The sequence below is a fragment of the Streptomyces sp. ADMS genome (assembly GCF_033441795.1).
Classification (GTDB): Bacteria; Actinomycetota; Actinomycetes; order Streptomycetales; family Streptomycetaceae; genus Streptomyces.
Genome location: NZ_JAVFVX010000022.1, coordinates 56,454 through 82,178 on the forward strand (window position 1 = coordinate 56,454; position 25,725 = coordinate 82,178).

Annotated in this window: 19 protein-coding genes; 11 read left to right on the top strand and 8 right to left on the bottom strand. The window is 69.5% G+C overall.

Going from position 1 to position 25,725, the window contains the following annotated elements; all coding sequences use genetic code 11:
- Positions 1-161: 161 nt before the first annotated feature.
- Entirely contained in the window at positions 162-2,630 is a 2,469-nt protein-coding gene (locus tag RB628_RS12800; RefSeq protein ID WP_318320490.1) for a beta-glucosidase, read from the bottom strand.
- A gap of 137 nt (positions 2,631-2,767) precedes the next feature.
- Between RB628_RS12800 and RB628_RS12805 the strand changes: the two genes are divergently transcribed.
- The gene (locus RB628_RS12805; protein WP_318320491.1) at positions 2,768-4,039 is read left to right on the top strand and encodes a pyroglutamyl peptidase; all 1,272 of its coding nucleotides are present in this window, start codon (positions 2,768-2,770) and stop codon (positions 4,037-4,039) included.
- Here the strand turns inward: RB628_RS12805 and RB628_RS12810 are convergent.
- Positions 4,012-4,809: an EI24 domain-containing protein gene (locus RB628_RS12810; RefSeq protein ID WP_318320493.1), complete on the bottom strand. Its 798-nt coding sequence runs from the start codon at positions 4,807-4,809 to the stop codon at positions 4,012-4,014. The two genes, RB628_RS12805 and RB628_RS12810, sit on opposite strands and share 28 nt — an antisense overlap.
- Positions 4,810-4,968: 159 nt before the next feature.
- Between RB628_RS12810 and RB628_RS12815 the strand changes: the two genes are divergently transcribed.
- Together RB628_RS12815 and RB628_RS12820 are read left to right on the top strand one after the other, a co-directional pair.
- Positions 4,969-7,581: a M14 family zinc carboxypeptidase gene (locus RB628_RS12815; RefSeq protein ID WP_318320494.1), complete on the top strand. Its 2,613-nt coding sequence runs from the start codon at positions 4,969-4,971 to the stop codon at positions 7,579-7,581.
- Entirely contained in the window at positions 7,578-8,756 is a 1,179-nt protein-coding gene (locus RB628_RS12820; protein WP_318320495.1) for a serine hydrolase domain-containing protein, read from the top strand. Before RB628_RS12815 ends, RB628_RS12820 begins: the two co-directional genes overlap by 4 nt.
- A gap of 118 nt (positions 8,757-8,874) precedes the next feature.
- Here the strand turns inward: RB628_RS12820 and RB628_RS12825 are convergent, their stop codons facing one another.
- Positions 8,875-9,903 carry an NADP-dependent oxidoreductase gene (locus tag RB628_RS12825; protein ID WP_318320496.1) on the bottom strand — a complete coding sequence of 343 codons (1,029 nt, stop codon included), beginning with the start codon at positions 9,901-9,903 and terminating at the stop codon, positions 8,875-8,877.
- A 98-nt stretch (positions 9,904-10,001) separates the two neighbouring features.
- On the opposite strand from RB628_RS12825, the gene RB628_RS12830 reads away from it, so the two are divergent.
- Positions 10,002-10,439, top strand: a complete 438-nt coding sequence (locus tag RB628_RS12830; protein ID WP_318320497.1) for a MarR family winged helix-turn-helix transcriptional regulator — start codon at positions 10,002-10,004, stop codon at positions 10,437-10,439.
- Between the two features lie 383 nt (positions 10,440-10,822).
- Entirely contained in the window at positions 10,823-11,575 is a 753-nt protein-coding gene (locus RB628_RS12835) for a hypothetical protein (RefSeq protein ID WP_318320498.1), read from the top strand.
- A gap of 251 nt (positions 11,576-11,826) precedes the next feature.
- On the opposite strand, the gene yjfF is transcribed toward RB628_RS12835, so the two are convergent.
- The 5 genes from yjfF to RB628_RS12860 form a co-directional block, all read right to left on the bottom strand.
- Positions 11,827-12,861: a galactofuranose ABC transporter, permease protein YjfF gene (gene yjfF / locus RB628_RS12840; RefSeq protein ID WP_318320499.1), complete on the bottom strand. Its 1,035-nt coding sequence runs from the start codon at positions 12,859-12,861 to the stop codon at positions 11,827-11,829.
- Entirely contained in the window at positions 12,861-13,976 is a 1,116-nt protein-coding gene (locus RB628_RS12845; RefSeq protein ID WP_318320500.1) for an ABC transporter permease, read from the bottom strand. Before RB628_RS12845 ends, yjfF begins: the two co-directional genes overlap by 1 nt.
- Entirely contained in the window at positions 13,973-15,511 is a 1,539-nt protein-coding gene (locus tag RB628_RS12850) for a sugar ABC transporter ATP-binding protein (RefSeq protein ID WP_318320501.1), read from the bottom strand. Before RB628_RS12850 ends, RB628_RS12845 begins: the two co-directional genes overlap by 4 nt.
- A 136-nt stretch (positions 15,512-15,647) precedes the next feature.
- Positions 15,648-16,649: an ABC transporter substrate-binding protein gene (locus RB628_RS12855; protein WP_318320502.1), complete on the bottom strand. Its 1,002-nt coding sequence runs from the start codon at positions 16,647-16,649 to the stop codon at positions 15,648-15,650.
- 189 nt (positions 16,650-16,838) lie between these two features.
- Positions 16,839-17,855, bottom strand: a complete 1,017-nt coding sequence (locus RB628_RS12860) for a LacI family DNA-binding transcriptional regulator (RefSeq protein ID WP_318320522.1) — start codon at positions 17,853-17,855, stop codon at positions 16,839-16,841.
- 481 nt (positions 17,856-18,336) lie between these two features.
- Between RB628_RS12860 and RB628_RS12865 the strand changes: the two genes are divergently transcribed.
- The 6 genes from RB628_RS12865 to mmsB all read left to right on the top strand — a co-directional run bounded on the left by RB628_RS12865 (position 18,337) and on the right by mmsB (position 25,716).
- Positions 18,337-19,494: a mandelate racemase/muconate lactonizing enzyme family protein gene (locus tag RB628_RS12865; RefSeq protein ID WP_318320503.1), complete on the top strand. Its 1,158-nt coding sequence runs from the start codon at positions 18,337-18,339 to the stop codon at positions 19,492-19,494.
- Positions 19,491-20,495 (top strand): zinc-dependent alcohol dehydrogenase, encoded by a 1,005-nt coding sequence (locus tag RB628_RS12870; protein WP_318320504.1) that lies wholly within the window; start codon positions 19,491-19,493, stop codon positions 20,493-20,495. Before RB628_RS12865 ends, RB628_RS12870 begins: the two co-directional genes overlap by 4 nt.
- A gap of 169 nt (positions 20,496-20,664) precedes the next feature.
- Entirely contained in the window at positions 20,665-21,633 is a 969-nt protein-coding gene (locus tag RB628_RS12875; protein WP_318320505.1) for a hypothetical protein, read from the top strand.
- A gap of 146 nt (positions 21,634-21,779) precedes the next feature.
- Positions 21,780-22,892, top strand: coding sequence for a multiple monosaccharide ABC transporter substrate-binding protein (chvE, locus tag RB628_RS12880; protein WP_318320506.1), 1,113 nt, complete (start codon positions 21,780-21,782; stop codon positions 22,890-22,892).
- 32 nt (positions 22,893-22,924) lie between these two features.
- On the top strand, positions 22,925-24,475 hold the full coding sequence (mmsA, locus tag RB628_RS12885) for a multiple monosaccharide ABC transporter ATP-binding protein (protein ID WP_318320507.1): 1,551 nt from the start codon (positions 22,925-22,927) through the stop codon (positions 24,473-24,475).
- On the top strand, positions 24,472-25,716 hold the full coding sequence (mmsB, locus tag RB628_RS12890; RefSeq protein ID WP_318320508.1) for a multiple monosaccharide ABC transporter permease: 1,245 nt from the start codon (positions 24,472-24,474) through the stop codon (positions 25,714-25,716). The genes mmsA and mmsB overlap by 4 nt, the downstream gene beginning before the upstream one ends.
- Positions 25,717-25,725: the final 9 nt, after the last annotated feature.

Here is a 25,725-nt window from a genome sequence, read left to right on the forward strand (position 1 = left end):
GCCGAACCGTGGCGCCGAGGGGCGGGGCCGAGGCCCGGGAATCAGCCGCAGGGCCGAGGCGCGGGGCCCAGCCGCGGAGCCGGTGTTCGGGTCGCCGGCGAGCCCCGGTCCGGGGGTCAGGTCCCGGGCCGGGGCCGGCTGGTGGGGCGGACTGCCCTCGGTCAGACCGTAATCGGCGCGGCGAGCCTGCGGTCGGCGATCGAGCGACCGACCTGGATTTCGTACGAACCTTTCACAAAGACCCACACGTTGGCGGACTCGTCCCAGATCTCGAAGGCGCGGCGCGGGAGTTCGAGGACCACCTCCACCGTTTCACCGGGGGCCGCCTCGATGCCGGCGAAGGCCGCGAGCCATCGGGCCGGGCGGCCGGCGTCCTGGACGGTCGGTGCGAGGTACACCTGTACGACCTCGCGGCCCGGGCGCGTGCCCGAGTTGGTGACCCGGACGGTGACCGTCACCCCGTTCGCCCGCGTCCCTTCCGCCTCGGCGCTCTCGTACGTCCAGTCGGTGTAGCCAAGGCCGTGACCGAAGGCGTACGAGGGGACCCTGCCCTCCCGCTCCCAGGCCCGGTATCCGATGAACACGCCCTCGGTGTAAGGGAGTTCGCCGTCCGTCGGGGTCACCCGGGTGACCGGGGCGTCGGCGAGCGCGCCCCAGGTGGTGGGGAGCCGCCCGCCGGGTTCCCGCGCGCCCGTGAGGACGTCCGCCAGGGCCGCGCCGCCCTCCTGGCCGGGGAACCAGCTCAGCAGCACGGCGGCGACCTCGTCGCGCCAGGGCAGTTCCACCGGGGAGCCCGAGTTGACGACCACGACGGTGTTCGGGTTGGCGGCGGCGACCGCGCGCACCAAGTCGTCCTGACGGCCGGGGAGTTGGAGGTCCCTGCGGTCGAAGCCCTCGGACTCGACGCGGTCGGTGGTGGCGACCACGACGACGGCGGTGTCTGCGGCGCGGGCGGCCTCGGCGGCCTCGGTGATCAGTTCGTCGGGGCCGCGCTGCGGTTCCTGGTGGCAGAGGCTGAAGCCGACGACGGGCATCGGGGCGTCGTCGGGGATGGTGACGGCGTGGGTGAGGGACACCTCGACCGGTGCGTCCGCGGTGAGCCGGACCTCGGCGCGGGGCTCCGGTTCGCCGAAGAACGAGATGAAGGGGTCGTCGCTGTCGGTGGTCTGGACGTCGTCGTAGTGCGTCGTCCCGTCGACGGTGAGGGTGAAGGCGCCGAGGCCCTTGATGCCGAAGGTGTGCGTGCCGGTGTCGCGCGGGGTGAAGGTGCCGGTGAGTTCGACGGTGTGGAGCCGGTCGTGGGTGACGCCGTCGGGGAGGTCCGAGCCCATCCAGTTGATCTGGCCGTTGGGGGCGGAGCCGGTGCCGATGACCGTCCCGGCGGTGTCGCGGCAGACCGCGCGCAGAACGAACCCCTTGTCGGCGACGGCGAGTTCGATGCTCGGGTCGGCGCCGACGGCATAGGTCAGGGTGCCTTCGGGGAGGGCGGCGGTGAGGCCGTCGAGCGGGGAGACGATGCCGGCCGGGAAGACGGTGGCGGAGCCGCCGCCGAGGACGCGGGCGTCGCGGGCGGCGGAGCCGACGAGGGCGACGGTGTGGCCGGCGGGCAGCGGCAGGGCGCCCTCGTTGCGGACCAGGACGAAGGAGCGGTGGGCGATCTCGCGGGCCAGGGCCCCGCCGTCGACCGGTGCGGGGAGGTCTGCGTGGGCGACGGCGGGCTCGGCGCCCTCCAGGATGCCGACGCGGGCGGCGAGGCGCAGTACGTTGCGTACGGCACCGTCGAGGGTGGCCTCGGGCACCGCTCCGTCCCGTACGGCCTGGGCGAGGGGAGCGCCGTACACCGTCCTCGGGCCGGGCATGGCGACGTCGAGGCCGCCGTTGATGGCGCCGGTGGTCGAGCGGGCGGCCATCCAGTCGGAGACGTTGTAGCCGTCGAAGCCCCATTCGCCGCGCAGGATCTCGTTGACCAGGTAGCGGTGTTCGCTCATCGTGGTGCCGTTGACCGTGTTGTAGGCGGTCATGATGCCCCAGGGGTGGGCGTTCGCGACGATGATCTCGAAGGGGGCCAGGTACAGCTCGCGCAGGGCGCGTGCGGAGACCAGGTTGTCCACCGTGAAGCGGTCGGTCTCGGCGTCGTTCGCGACGAAGTGCTTGACGGTGGTGCCGACGCCGCCGGACTGGACGCCGTTCACATAGGCCGCGCCGATCCGCCCGGTGAGATACGGGTCCTCGCTGTACGCCTCGAAGTGCCGGCCGCCGAGCGGGGAGCGGTGCAGGTTGACAGTGGGCGCGAGGAGCACGTGGACGCCCTTGCGACGGGCCTCCTGGGCCAGCAACACCCCGGCGCTGCGGGCGAGTTCGGGGTCCCAGGTGGCGGCGAGCGCCGTCGGGGAGGGCAGCGCGACGGAGGGGTCGTCGGCGGTCCAGCGGGTGCCCCGGACGCCGATCGGGCCGTCGGACATGACCAGGGACCTCAGCCCGATCTCGGGCATTTCGGGCAGCGACCAGGTGTCCTGGCCGGCCAGCAGCCGGGCCTTGGCGTCCAGGTCGAGCTTGCCCAGAGCCGCCTCGACGGCCACCTCGCGGGCCGTGTCCTTCGGTCCCCGCGGTACCTGTGGTGTTTCCGTCACGTGGGCGCCTCCTCGTCGGTATCCATGAACGTCTCCCCACCTCACACTATGGCGTAGACCACTTCGGCCACGCGATACTGCGGCCGTCCGGCAGCACCCCGCTGTTGTGCGCCACGGCGACGGAAGGTCTGACTCCCTTGAGTTGTCCACATGTACGGATCGGTGTACTCGGGCTCGCGCTGCTGGCCGGGTTGGCGGCGCCCGCCACCGCCTCGGCCGCCGACGCCCCGGCCGCGCCGACCGTCGAGGAGCAGCGGCTCGACACGGCGGCACCGCGGGAGATCCTCCGGCGTTCCGGATTCGGCTCCGTGGCACCGACGTTGGCGCGGGCGCTCGGCAGTGCGCGCTCGTACGCGGAGGCCCGCGGACTCGTCGTACGCCAGGGATCGGCGCTGTGGCGGCGGGCCGTCGACCGGGCACAGGGGCGCGGTCCGGCCGGCGGTGATCTGAGCCGGGACGACGACCGGCCGCTGTACTGGGCGCGGCTCGCGATGATCCGTGAACTGCGGCTGTGGGAGCCGTCGTTCGGGGTCAGCGACAGCCAACGGACGGCACTGTTGGACGAGTTGGAGCGGAACTCGCGTGGGCAGACGTCGATCCGCTATCCGTGCGGCGGGGCACTGAAGCGGGTTCTCGTCACCGGGTTCGATCCGTTCACGCTCGACCGTGACATACGGATCTCCAACCCGTCCGGGGCCGGCGCGCTCGCCCTCGACGGCACGGTGATCGAGACGGCGGAGGGGCCGGCCAGGGTCGAGACCGCCGTGTTCCCGGTGCGCTGGCAGGACTTCGCCGAGGGGACGGTGGAGCGGACGCTGAAGCCGTATCTGCCGAAGGTCGATCTGTTCGCGACCGTGAGTCAGGGACGGGTCGGGCGGTTCGACGTGGAGCGGACCAACGGGGCCTGGCGGGGCGGCTTCCCGGACAACGAGAACATCGGCCGGACGGAGACGGTCCCGGTCGGCGACCCGGCCTCGCAGCCGCAGTGGACGTCGACGACCCTGCCGTACAAGGCGATTGTCGCCGCCGGCACCGGGCGTTTCCCCGTGTACGACAACACGGGCGTGACCGAGATACCGGCGGGAGGTACCGATCCCGTCGTACGGGCGGACGGACCCACCCCCGGATCGACGGCGCGGGCCGGGGGCGGCGGGAACTACCTCTCCAACGAGATCGCCTACCGGGCGACCCTGCTGCGCGACCGGCTCGGTCTGGGCGCCACGCTTCCCGGCGGGCATGTGCACACGCCTGTGCTGCAGTTCGGGACGGGCAACACCGACCCGGCGACCGGGGCCGTGACCGATCCCGAGTTCGTGCGGAACCGGCTGGACATCATCGCCCAGCTGCGGTCGATCCTGGTCGTGGCTGTCGACACGTCCGGTCAGGCGGACGGCTTCGGCGTCTCCTGATCGTCGGCGTCCTGCGTCTGGCCGGTCTCCTCGCCGAGCAGGTCGCGGGCCATCAGGGTGGCGCCCGCGACCGCGCCCGGCATCAGGAACACGGCGACGAACGGCACCAGGAAGGCCAGGGCGAGCGGCGTTCCGAAGCCCCACACGAGCAGCCTGCGGGAGCGCAGCAGGGCGAGCCGCTCCCGCAGTTCGACCCGGCGCCGCTGAAGGGCGACGGCGGCAAGCTCCTCGGTGAGGAAGAAGCCGGTGACGACGACGCCGATCACGGGAACGGCGGTCTGTCCGACGAACGGGACGAAGCCGAGGGCGAAGAGGAGCACGGCCCAGCACAGGGCCCGTACGACGATCCGGAGGCTGTCCCGGGCCGAGATCCACAACTCCCTGTGCAGCGGGAGCCCCGACTCGGGGGCCGTGCCGTCGGGGGACACGTCACGGTCGACCTTCTCGGAGAGGTTCTCGTAGAAGGGCTGGCCTATGAGCAGCGTCATGGCGGTGAACGTGAGTACCGAGAGGAGCAGGGCGAGGGCGAAAAGGAGAGCGGTGAGGAAGCCGCGGAAGAGGCCGGGCCAGGGGCTCGACCAGTCGTCGGCGAAGGGGGTGGCCCAGGTCGAGAGGTCGGTGCCGTAGAGGGCCAGGGCGGTGAGGGCCGCGAGGTAGAGGACGAGGGTGAGGAGGCCGGGGACGAGGCCCCAGCCGTACTGCTTGCCGTGTTGGGCCACCCAGCGTTGGCCCTTCAGCAGGTAGTGGAGGCCTGTCCCGAGATCGCGCATGTGGGAACTCTATCGGCCCCGTCCGGCCCCCTCGGCATGCGCCATCCGGGGCATCCGTGGCGCGGAGGCCCTCTTGTTGGCGTTGAGTCGAGGGGGTACATCTCGCCGTACCGATCTCAGGAAGCACAGGAAGTACAGGAAGCATGGGAGAAGGTACGCGTGCGTCGCACAAGACCCGTTCCACCGAGCCCTGTTCTGCTCGCCGCCCTCGCCGTCACCACGGCGGGCTCGCTCCTGCTCACCCCCCACACCGCCACCGCCGACCGCAAGCCCGTGACCCGTGAGGGGGCGGCGAGCGAGCGGTCCTCGGCCGACTCACGCGCCGCCACGACCCCGGCCGGCGCCGCCACCCGCGCCCTCGCCGCCCCCGTCACCGGCCTCACCGGCACCGGGCGCGGCTACCCCCGTGAACAGACCCTGTCCCCCGACCCGGAGAACCCGGCCGACAGGTCCATCAAGCTGGGCCTGACCCCGTACCACGCCATCGCCCCGAAGCTGAACGCCCTTCAGGGGCTGGGCGACCGGGTGAGCGTCGAGGTCGCGGGCCGGTCGGCGGGCGGGCACCGGCTCTACCTCGTCACGGTCACCGCGCCGGAGAGTGCCGCCCAGACGCGCGCCCAGGAGGGCATGCGGGAACTGATCGAGAACGCTCCGGCTGCCGCCGCCAGGAGCTGGACGGTCAAACGGAGTTACAAGGCTCCCGTCTTCGTCAACAACAACATCCACGGCAACGAGTGGGAGGGCACCGACGCCTCCCTGAGGCTCATCGAGCGGCTCGCGACCGCCACCGATGCCAGGACCCGGGATCTGCTCGCGCACAGCCGGCTCTACTTCAACATCACCGCCAACCCGGACGGCCGTGTCGCAGGCACCCGGGCCAACGCCAACGGGTTCGACCTGAACCGGGACTTCGTCACCTCCTCGCAGCCCGAGGGTCGGGTGATGCGGCAGATCGAGATCGACAAGCAGCCGACCGTCATGCTCGACGTGCACGGATACGTCAACGGCACCCTGATCGAGCCCACCACTCCCCCGCACGGCGAGAACTACGAGTACGACCTCTTCCTGAAGAACACCTACGCCAACGCCCTCGGTATGGAGGCCGCGGTGAACGGCCTCGGCTACACACCGCAGAAGGACGGTGTCGAGCCCGCCCAGATCCCGTTCCGGGACCAGGAGGAGGGCTGGGACGACTGGCCGCCGATCTTCACCCCGCAGTACGCGGCCTTCCACGGCACGGTCGCCGCGCACACCGTCGAGATCCCGCTGGCGGTCAACAACCGCGCCTACGACACCCTGCCGGTCGACGAGTTGCGCCGCCGTTCCGCGATCAACGTCGCCGTGGCCGGCGCGGCCATCACGGCGACTCTCGACTACGTCCGGGAGCACCGGACCGCACTCGTCGCCGACCAGATCGAGGTCTTCCGGCGCGGGGCGGCAGGGGCCGCTCAGGTGCCGGTCTCGGCGCAGACCGTCCCGGGTGTGCCGGGTGTCGGGCCGGAGGACGTCTACACGACCGCCTTCCCCCGTGCGTACGTCATTCCGGCGGGCACGCCGGCCCAGCGCTCCGCTCCCGCCGCCGCACGGCTGGTCGACCACCTGCTCGCCAACGACGTCAGGGTCAGCCGCGCGACCCACGCCTTCCGGCTCGGCGGCCGGACGTACGCGAAGGGCTCGTACGTCGTCGACATGCGCCAGCCGAAGCGCGGGCTGGCGAACGTGCTGCTCGCCGACGGGCGGGACATCAGCGACAAGGTGTCGGTGATGTACGACATCTCGGGCTGGAGCCTGGGCCGGCTGTGGGGCGCGACCGTCCAGCCGGTCGGCAGCGGCAGCCTGTTGGGGGTGCCTGTGCGGGCGGTCACCGCTGCTTCGCGGGTCGGATACGTCGCCCCGTACGGCAGTCTGCGGCTGCGGCTCGACGATCCGCGCGAGATCGCGGCCCTCAACTCCCTTCTCCGGGACGGGGTTTCGGTACTCCGGGCGGCGGACGGCAGTGCGATCGTGCCGGCGTCGGCGCGCGGGAAGGCGGTCGCGGCGGCCCGGACGTACGACGTGGCCTTCGACGCGACGAAGGCCACCGGCACGGCTCCCCTGCACCGCACCCGGGTCGCGGCGGCGGTCACGCCCGGTGAGCTTTTCGCGCTGCGGGAGATGAACTTCGAGGTCACGCCGGTGTCGACGGACATCCTCAACGCCGGCTTCGACTGGTCGCGGGCGGATGTGCTGTTCGTGTCGCAGGGAGTGCGGTACGAGGGGCTGACCCCGGCCGCCCGTACGGCACTCGACGCCTTCCTCGACTCCGGTGGGCTCGTGGGCCGGGGTGCCGCCGGGGCCGCGCTGAACTCCGCCGCCGGAGTGCTGGCGGCCAGGCCGGTCGAGGGCAACGGGGACGCCAACGGCGTTGTACGGGTGGCGAACTCGGGCGGCAGCCCGGTCACCGGCGGTGCCCCGGACCACGGGTTCGTCTACGCGCCCGTCTGGTTCACGGACCTGGGCCCCGAGGTGCGCGTCGACCAGTCGTACGGGGCCGGGAACCTCCTTGTCTCCGGGCACTGGCGGCCGTTGGCGGACGGTTCCGGCGGACCCGCCGCAGCCGCGGGACAGGCGTCGGTGGTCAGCGGGCCGCACGCGGTGCTCTTCGGCACCGAGCCGCTGTTCCGGGATCATCCCAAGGGGGAGTTCGCGCAGGTGGCCCGTGCTCTGCTTACCGTGCGGGCAGTCCGGGGAGATCTGGGAGCGAGCAGTACGTCCAGTGAGGAGAGCGGATGACGCAGGAGACCACCGAGCCAGGGCCCGCAGGGCTCGTCCGGGGCACCGTGGCCGAGGGCTTCGAGGCGGTGCGGGAGGAGTTCGCCTCCTTCGTCGCCGGTGAACTGCCCGACTACGAGGGCCAGTTGTGCGCGTACGTGCACGGCAGGCGGGTCGTCGACCTGTGGGCGGGCCCGGACACCGGACCGGACACCCTTTACGGCGTGTACTCGTCCACGAAGGGCGCCGCCCATCTCGTGGTCGCCCTCCTGGTCCAGGAGGGCACGCTGGAGCTGGACCGCAAGGTCACCTACTACTGGCCGGAGTTCTCCGCCGAGGGCAAGGCCACGCTGACCCTGCGCGACCTGATCGCGCACCGGGCCGGCCTGGTCGGCACCGACGCCGGTTTCACCCTGGAGGAACTGGCCTGCGACCGGGTGATCGCCGAACGCCTCGCGGACCAGCGCCCGTTCTGGCGCCCGGGCACCGCCTTCGGCTACCACGCCCTGGTGATCGGCGCGTTGACCGGCGAGATCGTACGGCGCGCCACGGGCCGTACGCTCCAGGAGGTCCACGAGGAACGGGTGCGCGCCCCGTACGACCTCGATTTCCATCTGGGTCTGCCGGAGGCGCTGGAGCCCCGCTTCCGTACCGTGCAGCCGATGCGACCGACGCCCGGGGAAAGGGAGTTGCTGGACTCGCTGCCGTCGGGACCCCACACGCTCGCGTCGATCGCCTTCAACCGCAACGGGGTCGAGCCCACCGACATCGAGTCGCTGCCCAACCACCGGGTGGTCCGGGCCAAGGGTCCGGCGTCGGTCGGCGGGGTGGCGTCGGCGCGTGGGCTGGCCGGGCTGTACGCGGCGGCGATCAGTGAGGTCGGGGAGCAGGCGCCGCTGCTGAAGCCGGACACGGTGGCGGAGTTCGGCCAGTTCCACTCGGCCGGCTACGACCTGGTGGCCCGGGCCCACAAGTCGTTCGGCCTGGGCTTCCAGAAGACGGCGGACGTGGCCTACCCGTTCCTGGGCGCGGGCACGATCGGCCACAGCGGTGCGGGCGGATCCCAGGCCTTCGCCGACCCGCACAGCGGCCTGGCCTACGGCTACACCCGCCGCCGGTACGCCTTCCCGGGCGGAGCGGCGCCGGAGAACGAGCGGTTGGTACGGGCGGTTCACAGGGCTGCGCTGCGTATCTGAGCGCTCCGACCGGTCAACGACGGAGGCCGCACCCCACGTCCAGGGATGCGGCCTCCGTGTCCGTATGCGACAACTACCGTTGTACGAACGCTGTATGACGTCGTGTCACGAGAATCGCTCAGAACTTGACGATCATCTTGCCGGTGTTGTCGCCGCGCAGCACCCCGAGGAACGCCTCCAGGTTGTTCTCGATGCCCTCGACGACCGTCTCGCGGTACTTGAGTTCGCCGGAGCGGACCCAGGCGCCGACCTCCTCGACGAACTGCGGCTGAAGGTCGTAGTGGTCGTTGACGAGGAGGCCCTCTATACGGCCACGGGTGGCGATGAGGCGGGCGAGGTTCTTCGGACCGGGGGCGGGCTCCGTGTTGTTGTAGACGGAGATCATGCCGCAGACGGCGATACGGCCGGCGTGGTTGAGGGAGCCGATGGCCGCCTCCAGGTGGTCGCCGCCCACGTTGTCGAAGTACACGTCGATGCCGTCGGGGGCGGCCTTGCGCAGCTGCTCGCCGACCGGCCCGTCCTTGTAGTTGAAGGCGGCGTCGAAGCCGTACTCCTCCACCAGCACCTTGACCTTCTCGTCCGACCCGGCGGAGCCGATGACCCGGGAGGCGCCCTTGAGCCTGGCGATCTGCCCGACCTGACCGCCCACGGCACCGGCGGCACCGGACACGAACACCACGTCGCCCTCCTTGAAGGAGGCGGTGCGCAGGAGGCCCGCGTAGGCGGTGAGGCCGGTCATGCCGAGGACACCGAGGTACGTCGACAGCGGCGCGGCCTCGGGGTCGACCTTGACGGCGTCCCTCGCGTTCACGGCCGCGTACTCTCGCCAGCCGAGGAAGTGCAGGACGTGGTCGCCGACGGAGAAGCCCTCGGCGTTGGAGGCGACGACCTCGCCGACGGCCCCGCCCTGCATGACCTTGCCCAGCTCGAAGGGGGCGACATACGACTTGGCGTCGCTCATCCGGCCACGCATGTAGGGGTCCACGGAGACATACAGGTTCCGCACCAGCACCTGGCCCTCGCGGGGCTGCGGCACCTTGGCCTCGACCAGGGCGAAGTCCTCGGCCTTGGGCACGCCGACAGGACGGCTGAGCAGGTGCCACTCACGGTTGACGCTGGGGAGGGTGGGGGCGGAGGTGTCGGGCATGAGGGGGGCCTTCCGGTGCGGCTCAGATGCTTCAGTACGTGAAACAATAATGCTCCTTAATATTTCATGGTGTCAAGTAAAGGGGTAACCTGGAGAGCATGGCCACACCCGAGAAGACCCGCCGCCCCGACCCCCTGACCCTGGAGGTCGTCGACCTCATCGGCGCGGTCGTGGCCCGTTACCACCAGGAGTACGAGGAGGCGGCCACCCAGCACTCCCTCACCGGGGCGCAGGCCCGCCTGCTGAGCCTGCTCTCACTGGGGCCGCTGCCGATGCGACAGCTGGCGCGGAAGCTGCGGTGCGAGCCGTCGAACGTCACCGGGATCGTGGACCGGCTGGAATCCCGGGCCCTGGTGGAACGCCGCCCCGACCCGTCGGACCGCCGGGTGAAACTGGCCGCCTGCACGGACGAGGGGCGCCGGGTCGCACTGAGCCTGCGCGACTCGCTCGACTTCGCCCGGGAGCCGCTGGCCGGACTGTCGGACGAGGAGCGGGTGCTGTTGCGGGGGTTGCTGGTGCGGATGGTGGAGGCCTAGAACCGGGCGGACCCGCGGTTCGCAGGAGAGCCCTGTGTGCTGCCACGCCTGTCTGGTCACAGACCGGCCCCATGAGCCACCCTGGCGCCTCACATGCCGGACGGGCTGGAAACGCCGGTCGACGCCGAGAGGTTCGAGGGTGCCCGACACACGGACGGGCAACGGGCGGGTGTGCGGGAAACGCCGTCCGGGCTGTGCCGGCGTCGCCTTTCAGGCGCCGGGCGAGATGGACAGGCCTGGGCGCCTGGGCTGAAACGGCGGCGGGGCAGACGGGTGGGAAACGCGGGCCGGATGAGCGTGGCCCGGGCTCAGGACGCAGTGCGGGTGCGTGGGCGGGAAAACACCACCGCTTCTACGTGCACCACCAGAGAAACTGCTCGCACGTGTCCGACGGTGACGGTTCCGGCGTCGGGTCCGCTGCCGTCGGGTCCGTGGACGGGGTCGTCGAGTCCGTCGGGGTCGAGGACTCCCCCCTCGTCGGCGTCGGCGCCGAGCCGATCGGCAACGACTGGGGGTCCCTGCTTCTGCTCGGCACGTCCGAGGGCGACGGTGATCCCGGGCTCTCCGATGCCGAGGGGGACGCCGACACCGACGGGGACGCCGAGTCCGAGGCCTCGTCGTCCGCCGACGCCGACCCGTCGGACAGCGGCACCTCCGTCTCGCCGGCCTCCGCCGTCGCCGCGCCCTCCGCCGACGCTCCGCCCGCCGCAGCCGGCTTCGAGTTCGACCCCGGCGCGTCCGTGCCCAGCTCCGCCAGGCTCAGCCCGCCCGCCGCGAGCACGAACCCCGCGGCGACGAACAACGCCCGCTTCCGTCGCCGCCGGTGCGCCGCGGCCTTGCGGTCACGTCGGCTGCCGGCTGCCTGTCCGGCGTCCTCGCCCTCGTACTCGTCGGCGTCCGCGTCCGTGGCCCCGGCCTCGCCAGCAGCGGCCTCACGACCGCGTCCGCGGCCCGCCTTCCGGGCCGCCGCCCGTCCAGGACGCCGCACCTCGTCGACAACACCTGCGGCGTCGCCCGCATCCGCTTCCGGGCGGGCCTCGGTCTCCTCCGTGTACGTATGGAGGGGGGCGATCGATGAGCCGCACCCCGGGCAGGCAAGTGCGCCGTTGAGGTGCCTCTGGCACTCGTGGCAGTAGTCCATGACGCGGGAAGAATAGGTTCCTCACAGGGGGCGTTCCTAGGGGCACCTGTGAATATTCGGTGCGGAACTTGCGTTTCGGGTTTGCCAGTTGAGGTCAAGCCCGACCATTCCGCTCCATAGTCCTGACGCCTCATGACCACTCATGACACCTCCCGACGCCTGACGGCTCCTGACACGCCGGAGCGGCCCGGCGCACGGCGTACGTGCGACGGACCGCCCCAATGCCCGTGAAACCCTTCCCTCGGCTCAGGTTTTCCCACGAGCCGTCATGGCCCGCTGGATCAGGATGAACGCGCAGAGCAGCACACCCGTGGCGATCTTCGTCCACCAGGAGCTGAGCGTGCCCTCGAACTGGATGATGCTCTTGATCAGGCCCAGGACCAGGACGCCGAACAGCGTGCCCAGGACGTAGCCCGAGCCACCCGTCAGCAGCGTGCCGCCGATGACGACCGCGGCGATCGCGTCGAGTTCCATGCCGGTGGCGTGCAGCGGGTCACCGGACTGGATGTACAGGGTGAACAGCAGGCCCGCCAGGGCGGAGCAGAAGCCGCTCACCGTGTACACCGCGATCTTCGTGCCGCCCTGCGGGAGGCCCATCAGCATGGCCGAGTTCTCGTTGCCGCCGATGGCGTACACGCGGCGGCCGAAGCGGGTGTAGTGGAGGACGTAGAAGGCGATCGCCAGGACCACCAGCGCGACTATCGCGCCGATCGACAGGAAGCCCACACCCAGTTGTGCCTGCGCCTGCGCCATGCTGCTCACCTTGGAGTCGTCGATGGCGATCGACTCCTTGCTGATGACCAGGCACAGGCCCCGGAAGAGGAAGAGGCCGGCGAGGGTCACGATGAAGGGCTGGATCTCGAAGTTGTGGATCACATAGCCCATCAGGAAGCCGCCGAAGGCGCCCACGCCCAGCGCGATGGGGATGACGACCAGAATGGGCAGGCCCTGCTTCTCCACCAGCCATGCCGTGAGCATGGTCGTGAAGCCGATCACGGAGCCGACGGACAGGTCGATACCGCCGGAGAGGATCACGAAGGTGGCGCCGACGGCGGCGACCAGCAGGTAGCCGTTGTCGATGAACAGGTTGAGGAAGACCTGCGGTTCACCGAAACCGTAGTTCTGGTAGCGGCTCAGGCCCACGATGTACATCGCGAGGAAGAGCGTGGCGGTCACCACTACGGGCAGACGCCGGTCGCCGAGCAGCTGCGCGGCCCTGGACGTCGTGGACGTGGTCGTACCACTGCCCTGGGTCTTGGGGGTCCGGGTGGTCGCGCTCATCACGACACCTCCATCTTGGGGGCAGCCGCGGTGGTCGGGGCGGTGTCCGCCGGGGTGGCGGCCGAGGTGCCGCCGCCCTTCGTGCCGGTTCCCGCTCCGGAGCCGAACTTGTTGCCGAAGACCTTGGCGCGGAACTTCGGGGACTGCAGCAGGCAGACGACGATGACGACGACGGCCTTGAAGACCAGGTTGGTCTGGGTCGGCACGCCGATGGTGTAGATCGTGGTGGTCAGGGTCTGGATGACCAGGGCGCCCACCACCGTGCCGCCGACGGAGAACCGGCCGCCCAGCAGCGAGGTGCCGCCGATCACCACGGCGAGGATCGCGTCGAGTTCGATCCACAGGCCGGCGTTGTTGCCGTCCGCGGCGGAGGTGTTGGAGCTGATCATCAGGCCCGCGATGCCGGCGCACAGTGCGCAGAACACGTACACCATGATCTTGATGCGGCGGGACCTGATGCCGACCAGACGGCTGGCCTCGGCGTTGCCGCCGACCGACTCGACGAGGAGGCCGAGGGCCGTGCGCCGGGTCAGTGCCACGGTGACGGCCACGACCGCGGCCACCACGAAGATGGAGAAGGGCAGGGTCAGCCAGTAGCCGCCGCCGATCAGCTTGTACGGCTCGCTGTTGATGGTGATGATCTTGCCGTCGGTGATCAGCTGGGCCACACCTCGGCCCGCGACCATGATGATCAGGGTGGCGATGATCGGCTGGATGCCCATCCTGGCCACCAGGAAGCCGTTCCACAGACCGCAGACGACCGCTGCCACCAGGCCGATGGCCATGGCCAGGAACACGCCGGCCAGGGAGTTCTGGTCGGCCTGGTCGCTGATGTACGAGCAGGTCAGGGCGCCGGTGATGGCGACCACCGCGCCGACCGAGAGGTCGATGCCGCCGGTCGCGATGACCAGGGTCATGCCGACCGCCACCAGGATGAGCGGCGAGCCGAAGAGCACGATCGAGACGAGGCTGCCGTAGAGGTGGCCGTCCGTCATCTTGATCGAGAAGAAGTCGGGGGTGAAGGGAACGTTGATCAGCAGCAGGACCACCAGCACGGCCACCGGCCAGAACAGGTGATGCTGCGTCAGCGCTCGCCATCGGGGAGTGGTGGTCACTGGTGCTCTCCGCTCGCGATGGTCTCCAGGATCCGGGTGGGGGTGATCTCGGGCCCGTTGGCGATCTGGGCGACCAGCTTGCGGTCGCGCAGCACGCCGATGGTGTGGCTGAGCCGGAGCACCTCCTCCAGCTCGGCCGCGATGTACAGCACAGCCATGCCTTCCTCGGAGAGCGAGACCACCAGTTTCTGGATCTCGGCCTTCGCGCCGATGTCGATGCCGCGCGTCGGTTCGTCCAGGATCAGCAGCTTCGGCTGGGTGATGAGCCAGCGGGCGAGCAGCACCTTCTGCTGGTTGCCGCCGCTGAGCTTGCCGACCCGCGCCTCCGGGTTGGCCGGGCGGATGTCCAGCGCCTTGATGTACTTGGCGACGAGTTCGTCGCGCTGGGCGGCCGGGATGGGCCGGATCCAGCCACGGGCCGCCTGGAGGGCGAGGATGATGTTCTCCCGCACCGTCAGGTCGGGTACCAGGCCCTCGGTCTTGCGGTTCTCCGAGCAGAAGGCGACGCCCGCGGAGATCGCGTCGTTGGGGGCGCTCATCGAGACCTGCCTGCCGCCGATGGTGACCTTGCCGCTGTCGGGCTGGTCGGCGCCGAAGAGCAGCCGGGCGAGTTCGGTGCGGCCGGAGCCGAGCAGGCCGGCCAGGCCCACCACCTCGCCCTTCTTGATCTCCAGGTCGAAGGGGGCGACGCCGCCCGTCCTGCCGAGGCCGTCGGCGTGGAGCAGCGTCTCGCCGACGTCGGCGTGCAGCTGATGCTCGTGGAGCTCCTCCAGCTGGTCCATCGCCTTGCCGATCATGAGGTGGATCAGTCCGACCTGGTCGAGCTCGCTGCACATGTGCTCGCCGACCAGGGTGCCGTTGCGCAGGACGGTCATCCGGTCGCAGATCTCGTAGATCTGGTCGAGGAAGTGCGAGACGAACAGGATCGCGACGCCTTCGTCACGGAGCTGCCGCATCAGGCGGAACAGTTCGAGGACCTCGTCGCGGTCGAGGCTGGAGGTCGGCTCGTCCAGGACCAGCACCTTGGTGCCGGCTCCGGCGCCGTCGCTGTCGCCGGTGCCCACCGACCGTACGATCGCGACCAGTTGCTGCACGGCCAGCGGGTACGAGGACAGGGGCGCGGTGACGTCGATGTCGAGGCCGAGCCGGTCCACCAGCTCCGCCGCTTCCTTGCGCATGCGGTTCCACTGGATGCGGCCGAAGCGGGTGGGTTCACGTCCGATGAAGATGTTCTCCGCCACCGACAGGTTGGGGCAGAGGTTCACCTCCTGGTAGACGGTGCTGATGCCGGCCTGCTGTGCCTGGAACGGGCTGTCGATCTGCACGGGCCGGCCGTCGAGGGCGATCGTGCCGCCGTCCAGCGGGTAGACGCCGGTCAGCACCTTGATGAGGGTGGATTTACCGGCTCCGTTCTCGCCCATCAGGGCGTGGATCTCACCGGGGAAGAGCCGGAAGTCGACACCCGACAGAGCCCGTACCCCCGGAAACTCCTTGACTATGCCCGTCATCTCCAGGACGGGCCGCGGCTCTGCCATGGCAGTGCTCCTCGTTGATCTCGTTCAGGCCCCCGATCGGGCCCGCGATTTCGTTCGGGCCCGCAGGGAGCCTCCTCGACCGCCCTCCGTGGAGGGTTCGGTCGGCCGGAGGCTCCCTGCCGATGGGTGCGGTCGGTCAGTACTTGCGGGTGGGGAGCGCGGCTGCGGCCTGGTCCTGCATGAAGTCGCCCTCCTCGGTCTTGATCCAGCGCTCGACCGTCTCGCCGTCCTTGACCTTCTTCACGACCTCCATCAGCTGGGGGCCGAGCAGCGGGTTGCACTCGACGATGGCGTTGATCTTGCCCTCGGACATGGCGATGAAGCCGTCCTTCACGCCGTCGACCGTGACGATCAGGATGTCCTTGCCGGGCTTCTTGCCGGCGGCCTCGATGGCCTGGATGGCACCGATGCCCATGTCGTCGTTGTGCGCGAACAGCACGTCGATGTCCGGGTTGGACTGGAGGAAGGCGGCCATGACCTGCTTGCCGCCGGCCCGGGTGAAGTCGCCGGTCTGACTGACGACGATCTTCCAGTCGTCCGCGTGGTCGGCGTCCATGACCTCCTTGAAGCCCTTGGCGCGCTCGATCGCGGGAGCGGCACCGGTGGTGCCCTCCAGCTGGGCGATCTTCACGGCGCCCTTGTGGCCGGCCTTCTCCAGGACCTTCTCCAGGATCTTGGCGGCGCGGCGGCCCTCGTCCGTGAAGTCGGAGCCGACCAGGGTGACGTACAGGGACTCGTCGGAGGTCTCGACGGAGCGGTCGGTGAGGACCACCGGGATCTTCTTGGCCTTGGCCTCCTTCAGCACCGCGTCCCAGCCGGTGACGACCACCGGGGAGAAGGCGATGACGTCCACGCCCTGGGTGATGTAGTTGCGGATCGCGGAGATCTGGTTCTCCTGCTTCTGCTGCGCGTCGGAGAACTTGAGGTCGTAGCCGGCCTCCTTGGCGGCTTCCTTCACCGAGTCGGTGTTGGCGCTGCGCCAGCCGCTCTCCGAGCCGACCTGGGAGAAGCCGAGGACGATCTTGCCGCTGTCGCTGCCGGAGGTGGAGGAGCTGTCGTCCTCCTTGGCGCAGGCCGCCAGGCCCGTCGCAGCCGCCACGCCGACCGCCGCAGTGAGGAAGTTTCGTCTGTTGAGCATGTGTCTTCTCCTTTGAAGAGCCGGCCCGGGGATGGGCCCGCTGTACTCGTGGGGCTTCGTGGTGCTCGTTGGGTCTTCTCGTGGGGCTCTGTGTGACAGGTCGCGCTACGTCCAACCTGTCGATCATTGTTCGAGATGTCGACCGCGTTGGCGGGGCGGGGACAATCGGTCGAACCGGTGGGTGTCGTGTCAGCCGGGAGCGGTCCCCGGCTGAGGGATGTAGGGGAAAGTGCTGGCGCGGACGAGGAGCTGGGGTTCGACGGCGACCCTCGACGTCCCGGAGGGCGTCCGGCCCTCGATCAGATCAAGCAGCAGGGCGATGCTCTGCTTGCCGACCGCCGAGAAGTCCTGCCGGACGGTGGTGAGCGGCGGAGCGAAGAACTCCGACTCCGGGATGTCGTCGAAGCCGACCACCGCGACGTCCTGGGGAGTGCGCACGCCCGCCTCGCGCAGCGCCCACAACACCCCGAGGGCCATCTGGTCGTTGGCGACGAAGACGGCGGTCAGACCGCGGCCCACCCAGCCGGCCAGTTCCTGGCCCGCACGATAGCCCGACAGCGGGCTCCAGTCTCCCCGCAGCGGCAACGGCGGTTCGACGCCGGCCTCTTCGAGGATCTCCCGCCAGCCGTCGGCCCGGTCCACCGCCTCCTGCCAGTTCTCGGGCCCGGCGAGATGCCAGACCCTGCGGTGGCCCGTGGCCAGCAGATGGCCGGTGGCGAGCCGCGCACCCAGCCGCTGGTCCACGTTGACGCTGGGGATGTCCACGCCGGAGCCGGTACCCACCGCCACCACCGGAAAGGGGTGGCGGAGTTCGGTGAGTGCCTCGACCGCCGACCGCTGCGGGGCGAGGGCTATGACCCCCTCCACCCCGCCCTCACTGAGACGGTCCATGGCCTCGGACAGCGTCTCCACCGTCAGTTCGCGCAGACTGACCGTCGAGACGAGGTACCCCTCGGCACGCGCCGCCTCCTCCAGCGCGAACAGCGTGCTGGCCGGCCCGTAGAGCGTGGTGTTGGAGGCGACCACACCCAGGGTCAGGGTGCGCCGGGTCGCCAGGGCCCGTGCGGAGGAGTTGCGGCGGTAGCCCATCTCCTCGATGGCCTGCAGCACCTTCGCCCGTGTCCCTTCGCGCACATTGGGGTGGTCCCCCAGTACACGGGACACGGTCTGGTGGGACACGCCGGCCAGGCGTGCCACGTCGGCCATGGTGGGCGGCCGGAACTGCGAGTGGGTCTGCGAGTGGGTCACGGCTGCACCTCCCTGGCGTTCGTCCGCGGATAGGTCCTGTGGTGTGGGCGGTCGCCTTCGCGCCCCAGCCTTCACTCCGGGGGTCCGGAAGGCCCCAGGGCACCGGGCGGGAAGGCGAGTTGGGGCACTGTCGACATGACGCTCATACCTCCCTGGACGCCGTGGGTGACGACTGGTGAATGCGGAGGTCATTGTGAGCGCTAACAATCGACGGCGGTCAAGAGGGCTGCGTCAGGGAGGCCGTCACGGTTGGATAACGCGACAGGCCAGGGCAGGAAGGGTGTCGCTGCCGCGATGTGAGCGCGGATGGCGGTAGTCCAGGAAGCGCGGAGGGTTGTTCGTTCGACCCATTGACACTCCGCCCGAAGCATACTTACTGTCGCGACAGCATTTCGAACAAGTGACGATATCTCGAACAGACCAGGACTTAGGGAGTACCGTGCGCATCACGGGAATCAGCACGCACGTGGTCGGGACGCCGTGGCGGAACCTGACCTACGTCCAGGTGCACACCGACGAGGGACTCACCGGCGTCGGCGAGACCCGCATGCTGGGCCACACCGACGCGCTGCTCGGCTATCTGCACGAGGCGAAGACCAATCACATTCTCGGCTCCGACCCGTTCGCTGTCGAGGATCTGGTCAAGCGCATGAAGTACGGCGACTACGGCCGGGCGGGCGAGATCGTGATGTCCGGCATCGCCGTCATCGAGATGGCCTGCTGGGACATCAAGGGCAAGGCCCTCGGTGTGCCGGTCTGGCAGCTGCTCGGCGGCAAGGTCACCGACAAGGTCAAGGCGTACGCCAACGGCTGGTACACCACCGAGCGCACCCCGGAGGCGTACCACAAGGCGGCGCAAGGGGTCATGGAGCGCGGTTACAAGGCGCTCAAGATCGACCCCTTCGGGACCGGCCACTTCGAGCTGGACCACGAGCAGAGCATGTACGCGGTCTCCCTGATCGAGGCCGTGCGCGACGCCATCGGGCCGGACTCCGAGCTGATGCTGGAGATGCACGGCCGCTTCTCGCCCTCGACCGCCGTCCGCCTCGCCAAGGACCTGGCGCCCTTCAAGCCCGCGTGGCTGGAGGAGCCGTGCCCGCCGGAGAACCTGAAGGCGCTGGAGAAGGTCGCCGCCAAGGTCGACATCCCGGTCGCCACGGGTGAGCGCATCCACGACCGGATCGAGTTCCGTGAGCTCTTCGAGAGCCAGGCCGTGGACATCATCCAGCCCGATGTCGGCCACATCGGCGGCATCTGGGAGACCCGCAAGCTGGCCGCGACCGCCGAGACCCACTACACGCTGGTCGCGCCGCACAACGTGGGCGGACCGGTGCTGACCGCGGCCTCTCTCCAGGTCGGGTTCACCTCCCCCAACTTCAAGATCCTTGAGCACTTCAACGACTTCGCGGACGCGGAGATCAAGAAGGTCGTCTCGGGCGCCCCCGAGGTCGTGGACGGTTACTTCCACCTCTCCGACAAGCCCGGCCTCGGTGTCGAGCTGGACGTGGACGCGGCGGCGGAGTTCCCGCAGCAGCAGGCCCGTTTCGACCTGTGGGCCGAGGGCTGGGAGCAGCGCAAGCCCAAGGGGACCGAGTGAGCAGCGCGGTGGTGATCGAGGCCCCGGGCGAGCACCGACTGGTGCCGCACGAGCCTCGGCAGCCCGCGGCCGGCGAGGCCCTCGTGCGGGTCCACGCCGTCGGGATCTGCGGCAGTGACCGCGAGGTCTACCAGGGCAACCGGCCCGAGGGGTACGTCCGTTACCCGCTCACCCCGGGCCACGAGTGGTCCGGCACGGTGGCCGCGGTCGGCGACGGAGTGCCTTCAACTCTCGTAGGCTGCAAGGTGGTTGGCGAGGGTTTCCGCAACTGCCAGGTGTGCGACCGGTGTCACGCGGGTGAGACCACGCTGTGCAGTGCCGGGTACGAGGAGACCGGGTTCACCGAGCCCGGCGCCATGGCCACCACCCTGACGCTGCCCGCCCGTCTCCTGCATGTTCTCCCGGAGGACGCGGATCTCACGGCGGCGGCGCTGCTGGAGCCGGCCGCGTGCATCGCCGCCGCCGCGCTCAAGGCGAACGCCGTTCCGGGTGAGCGGGTCGCCGTGGTGGGCACGGGGACGCTCGGCATGTTCGCCGTTCAGTTCCTGAAGGCCGGCTCGCCGTCCGAGCTGCTGGTCGTGGGAACGCGTCCGGACCGGGCGGAGCTGTCGATGAAGTTCGGTGCCACGGACTTCCGTACGAAGGACCAGGAGCTGCCCGACGACTTCGACGTCGTCATCGAGACCGCCGGGTCCGCGGACGCCGCGCGCGCCGCCGCCGCCCTGCTGCGGCGCGGGGGGCGGCTGGTTCTCACGGGAATCCCGGCGCCGGGTGCGGACGGTCTCGACCCGACGGATCTCGTCGTACGGCAGCTGGAGGTGCACACCGTGTTCGGTGCGGCGCCGGACGCCTGGGCTCACACGGTACGGGTCTTCGGGGCCGGGCTCCTCGATCCGCTGCCGCTGGTGACGCACGAGCTGCCGTTGGAGGAGTTTCCGCAGGCCATCGAGTTGGTGGGGTCCGGCGACCCGAAGGTCGGAAAGGTCCTGCTGCGGCCATGACACACCCCTGAGCCGTACGCCGGTACGGGGTACCTGACGACCCCGTACCGGCGTACATCCAACGTCTTGCGCACCCAGAGCCGCGAACCTCGTCCGAAATACCGAACCCGCCGGACCTGGCGAACCCGCCGAAACTGCCGGACCTGCCGACCGACCTGAAGGACAGATAGTGACCGACACCACCGCCTCCGCAGCCCGACGCCCCGGAGAGCAGGCGCTCGCCGCGCTTGGCCTGGACGCGCCCGCCCTCGACCCCGCCGACGCCTCTCCGCACGTCTTCCCCGGCGGCGGACGCTGGCGTACCGAGGTCCCCTCCGTGGAGGGGCCCGAGGCGCTCGGCGTGGTCCTCAAGGAGTCCTCGCGGCTCGATGTGCCGATCCACCGGGTCAGCCAGGGCAGCGGCGTCTGGATGCTCACGGACGCCGAGATCACCGAGATGGTGGAGGCGACGGCCGAGCGTGACATCGAGCTCTGCCTGTTCACCGGTCCGCGCGGCACCTGGGACATCGGCGGCTCCACCCGTACGGACTCCAAGGGCGGCGGACTGCGCGCCCGCGGTCACGACGCGGTCGCCGGGTGCGTCGAGGACGCCGTACGCGCGACCGAGCTGGGGGTGCAGTGCCTGCTCGTCGCCGACGAGGGGGTGCTGTGGGCCCTGCACCGGGCGCGGCTCGCCGGGATCATCCCGGCCGGGACGACGCTCAAGGTGTCGGCGCTGATCGGGCCGGTGAACCCGGCCGCCTACGCCGTGTACGAGAACCTCGGCGGCGACTCGATCAACGTACCGAGCGATCTGACGCTCGATCACCTCACCGAGATCCGGCGGGTGTCGGCCGCCCCCATGGACATGTACATCGAGGCTCCCGACGATCTCGGCGGCTATATCCGGATGTACGAGGTCGCCGAGCTGATCCGGCGCGGCGCACCGCTCTACCTGAAGTTCGGTCTGTCGAAGGCACCCGGGATCTACCCCTACGGGAACCACATGCGCGACCTGACCCTGAACACGGCCAAGGAGAGAGTGCGGCGCGGCCGGCTCGCCCTGGACCTGCTCTCGCGGCACGGAGCGGACGGCGACATGGCGCCGCTCGGTTCGCGGCTGCCGGGCACGCTGAAGCGGTTCGAAACGCCTGCATAACGTTACGGACAACTCCCCTTCACAAAACCCGACGCAGTCGAACAGACTCCGACACGACTCCCTCCACCGGCCTCCCCGTCGCACTGCCCCAAGGGCGCCCGTACCGCCAGACCGCTCCAGGCCTCAAGACATCAAGGATGATGATCATGCGTACTCGCAGAGCCGCCCTCTCCGCCATAGCCTCCTCCGCCGCCCTCGCCCTCTCCCTCACCGCCTGTGGTCAGAGCAGCGAGGGTGGCAGCGACGCGGGCTCCGGCAGTGCCGAGGACGCCACCATCGGCATCTCCATGCCGACCAAGTCCTCCGAGCGCTGGATCGCCGACGGCGCCAACGTCGTCAAGAACCTGGAGTCCAAGGGCTTCAAGACCAAGTTGGTCTTCGGCGAGGACGAGCCTGACCAGCAGGTCTCGCAGATCGAGAACATGATCACGCAGGGCGTGGACGCGCTGATCGTCGCCGCGATCGACAACAAGTCGCTGAACAACGTGCTCCAGCAGGCCGCCGAAGCCGACATCCCGGTGATCTCGTACGACCGTCTGATCCTCGGCTCCGAGAACGTCGACTACTACGCGTCATTCGACAACGAGAAGGTCGGCGAACTCCAGGGCAACTACATCCTGGAGAAGCTCGGCCTGGCGGACGGCTCCAAGAAGGGGCCGTTCAACATCGAGCTGTTCGCGGGCTCCAACGACGACAACAACACGCGGTACTTCTTCGGTGGCGCGATGAAGGTCCTGCAGCCGTACATCGACAAGAAGCAGCTCGTCGTCAAGTCCGGCCAGACCGAGCTGACCCAGGTCACCACCCTGCGCTGGGACGGTGCCACCGCGCAGCGGCGCATGGACGACATCCTCACCGCCTCGTACAAGAGCGGCAAGGTCGACGCGGTGCTCTCGCCGTACGACGGTATCTCCATCGGCATCATCTCGGCGCTGAAGTCGGACGGCTACGGCAGCGCGAGCAAGCCGCTGCCGGTCGTCACCGGCCAGGACGCCGAGGTCGCCTCGGTGAAGTCGATCATCGCGGACGAGCAGGCGATGACCGTCTACAAGGACACCCGTGAGCTCGCCAAGGTAGCGGCGAACATGGTCGACTCGGCGCTCAACCGCAAGACGCCGGAGACCAACGACACCGAGACGTACGACAACGGCTCGAAGGTCGTTCCCGCGTACCTGCTCACCCCGGTGAGCGTCGACAAGGCCAACTACCAGACGGTCGTCGTCGACTCGGGCTACATCAAGGCGAGCGACCTCAAGTAACCGCCGCACTCTAGGGATTGGAAGGCACGGCCATGGCGGGACCCGTCCTGGAAATGCGCTCGATCATCAAGACCTTTCCTGGCGTCAAGGCGCTGTCGGACGTCACACTGACCGTCCGGCAGGGCGAGGTCCATGCCATCTGCGGGGAGAACGGCGCCGGCAAGTCGACCTTGATGAAGGTCCTCTCCGGCGTCCACCCGCACGGGAGTTACGAGGGGGACATCCTCTTCGAGGGAGAGATCTCCACCTTCAAGGACATCAGGGCCAGCGAACAGCACGGCATCGTGATCATCCACCAGGAACTGGCCCTGGTGCCGTACCTCTCCATCGCGGAGAACATCTTCCTCGGCAACGAGCACGCCACGCGCGGCCTCATCAACTGGAACGAGACCCTGCGGCACGCGGCCGAGCTGCTGCGCCGGGTCGGTCTCAGCGACCACCCGGAGACCCGCGTCACCGACATCGGCGTGGGCAAGCAGCAGCTCGTGGAGATCGCGAAGGCGCTGTCGAAGAAGGTGAAGCTGCTCATCCTCGACGAGCCGACCGCTGCGCTGAACGACGAGGACAGCGGCAAACTCCTGGATCTCATCCTGGAGTTGAAGAACCAGGGCATCACCTCGATCATCATCTCCCACAAGCTCAACGAGATCCGCAAGGTCGCCGACTCGGTGACGATCCTGCGCGACGGGCGGTCCATCGAGACCCTCGACGTGAAGGCGGCGGAGACCACCGAGGACCGGATCATCAGCGGCATGGTCGGCCGCGACCTCGACCACCGGTTCCCCGAGCGCACTCCGTACGAGGGGGAGGTGGGCGAGGCCCCGGCCCTGGAGGTCCGCAACTGGACCGTGCACCACCCGATCGACCAGCAGCGCAAGGTGGTCGACGATGTGTCGATCAACGTCAAGCGCGGCGAGATCGTCGGCATCGCGGGCCTGATGGGCGCCGGCCGCACCGAACTCGCGATGAGTGTCTTCGGGCGCACCTACGGCCGGTACACGGGCGGCACGGTCCTCCGGGACGGCAAGGAGATCCGTACGAAGACCGTGCCGGAGGCGGTCGGGCACGGCATCGCGTACGTCACCGAGGACCGCAAGCACTACGGCCTCAACCTCATCGACACCATCAACCGCAACATCTCGCTCAGTGCCCTGGACAAGGTCTCCAAGCGCGGTGTCGTCGACGAGCACGCGGAGCGGCAGGTCTCCGAGGGCTACCGCAAGTCCATGAACATCAAGGCGCCGACCGTCTTCGAGCCGGTGGGCAAACTGTCGGGCGGCAACCAGCAGAAGGTCGTCCTCAGCAAGTGGATCTTCGCGGGACCGGAGGTCCTGATCCTGGACGAGCCGACCCGCGGGATCGACGTGGGCGCCAAGTTCGAGATCTACACGGTCATCGACAAACTGGCCGCCGAGGGCAAGGCGGTCGTCTTCATCTCCTCCGAGCTGCCCGAACTGCTCGGTATGTGCGACCGCATCTACACCATGGCCGCCGGGCGGCTCACGGGCGAGGTCCCGCGGGCCGAGGCCACGCAGGAAGCGCTGATGCGCCAGATGACAAAGGACAAAGAGGTATCCCGATGAGCACGGATGTGACCGCCAAGACCCCGGCCCCGGCGCCGCCCGGGAAGTCCGGCGGCTCGGCCGGCGGCGGCCTGCTCCAGCTGATGCTGGACGGCCTGCGCCGCAACATGCGCCAGTACGGCATGCTGATCGCCCTCGGCCTGATCGTCGCCCTCTTCGCCGTCTGGACCGACGGCGACCTGCTGCTGCCGCGCAACGTCTCCAACCTGGTCCTGCAGAACAGCTACATCCTGATTCTCGCGATCGGCATGATGCTGGTGATCATCGCGGGCCACATCGACCTGTCGGTCGGCTCGCTGACGGCGTTCGTGGGCGCGTTCGCGGCCGTACTGACGGTTCAGCACGATGTGCCATGGCCGGTCGCCGTGGTGCTGTGCCTGCTGATGGGCGCGGTGGCGGGCGCGGTACAGGGATTCTTCATCGCGTACGGCGGCATACCGTCGTTCATCGTCACCCTCGCCGGCATGCTGATCTTCCGCGGTCTGACGGAGATCCTGCTGGAGGGCCGGACCCTCGGCCCGTTCCCGGACGGGCTGCAGAAGATGGGCAACGGCTTCCTGCCGGAGGCCGGTCCGGACACCAACTACCACAACCTCACGCTGCTGCTGGGCCTCGCCCTGATCGTCTTCGCGGTTCTGCAGGAGGTCCGTGACCGCAAGCGCCAGCAGGAGTTCGCGCTGGACGTGCTGCCCAGGAACATCTTCCTGCTCAAGCTCGTCGCCATCGTCTCCGCGATCCTCGTCGTCACGATGCTGCTCGCCAGCTACAAGGGCGCGCCGATCATCCTGCTGATCCTCGGTGTCCTGGTGGTCGGCTACGGCTACGTCATGCGCAACGCCGTCTTCGGCCGCCACATCTACGCCATCGGCGGCAACCTTCCGGCGGCGAAGCTGTCCGGCGTCAGGGACAAGAAGGTCACCTTCCTGGTCTTCGTGAACATGGGCGCGCTCGCGGCTCTGGCGGGTATGGCGATCGCCGCCCGCCTCAACGCGGCCTCGCCGAAGGCCGGTCTCAGTTACGAACTCGAGGCGATCGCCTCGGCGTTCATCGGTGGCGCGTCCATGAGCGGCGGTGTCGGCACCGTCCTCGGCGCGATCATCGGCGGTCTTGTCCTCGGCGTGCTGAACAACGGCATGAACCTCCTCAGCGTCGGCTCCGACTGGCAGCAGGTCATCAAGGGCATGGCCCTGTTGGCGGCGGTCGGGTTCGACGTGTGGAACAAGCGCAAGGTCGGTTCGTAAGAAATCGTC